The sequence below is a fragment of the Vaccinium witches'-broom phytoplasma str. VAC genome, from assembly GCF_000309405.1.
GTDB lineage: Bacteria > Bacillota_I > Bacilli_A > Acholeplasmatales > Acholeplasmataceae > Phytoplasma.
Window position 1 is genome coordinate 1 of the sequence record NZ_AKIN01000075.1, and the last position, 964, is coordinate 964.

Below are 964 nucleotides of genomic sequence, written 5' to 3' on the forward strand. Positions count from 1 at the left end.
GAAATTAAAATTAATAAAAAAACAGAAATAATAGCTTTTTTAAAACAAGAAGGTTTATTAGTTCATGATGAACGATTTTATATAGAAAAAATGGAATTATTTTTAAACAAGATCAATTTTCATTTATCTTCTAATCAATCTCTTTCTAATGAATCTCTGGAAGGGCTTTTTTTACAACAGCCTAAAAAAGATGTTTTAGAAAATTATATTGTTGATAATTCTTTAGATAATTTTTTGGACTATCTTGTAATGAGAAAACCCAAAAAAATTTATCTTTTTATAAAAACACCAAAAATAGGCAAAGGAGTTTGAACAGATGAAAAAAAATATTTTTGCTATCCCCTCTCTTAAAGTAACATTAAACCAAAATAGTTGGGAATGGTTTCGACATCGTAAAAAATTTATCAATGCTTCCGAAATAGGAACAATAATGGGTTTAAATCCTTATGAAACCAAAGAGGATTTACTTTTTAAAAAAGTATTTGGGAGCGATTTCATTACTAATGAGGCAGTGGAACATGGCAAAAAAACTGAACCAAAAGCAAGAAATTTTTATTGTTTTTGTCATGGATTAAAATATGTTCCCGCCGTTTTTACCAGAGGTTTAATGTCTGCTTCTTTAGATGGTTATAACGAAGAAAACAAAACTTTGTTAGAAATTAAATGCCCATTAAATCCCGATGGTCCTAGTTGGCAAGAGTTTTTTAAAACCCAAACAATACCTCCATATTATTGGGCTCAAATACAATGTCAATTGTATTGTAGTGGTTTAGAAAAAGGGTATTTTTTTGTTTTCGTGAATGACAAACTTTTCCGAAATCAAGAAGTTGTTTTAGATAAAACCTTTATAGCGAAAATGCTCATTGAAGCAGAAGCTTTTCAACAAGAATTAGAAAAAAGTAGAACAATGGTTGATTTAGCTCGTCTAGCTGAAAATAAAAAAGATCAATAATAAATTAAAAAA

Annotated in this window: 2 protein-coding genes; both read left to right on the forward strand. The window is 27.9% G+C overall.

What is annotated here, in order from left to right; genetic code table 11:
- On the forward strand, positions 1-312 hold a 312-nt coding region (locus RI68_RS01870), incomplete at its 5' end, for a hypothetical protein (protein WP_100222501.1).
- Positions 313-316: 4 nt separating this feature from the next.
- Positions 317-952, forward strand: a complete 636-nt coding sequence (locus tag RI68_RS01875) for a lambda-exonuclease family protein (protein ID WP_017193558.1) — start codon at positions 317-319, stop codon at positions 950-952.
- Positions 953-964 lie beyond the last annotated feature (12 nt).

Bases quoted from the DNA above. Each gene is read 5' to 3' on its own strand.
- RI68_RS01875 (WP_017193558.1), top strand. From the start codon at position 317: ATGAAAAAAAATATTTTTGCTATCCCCTCTCTTAAAGTAACATTAAAC.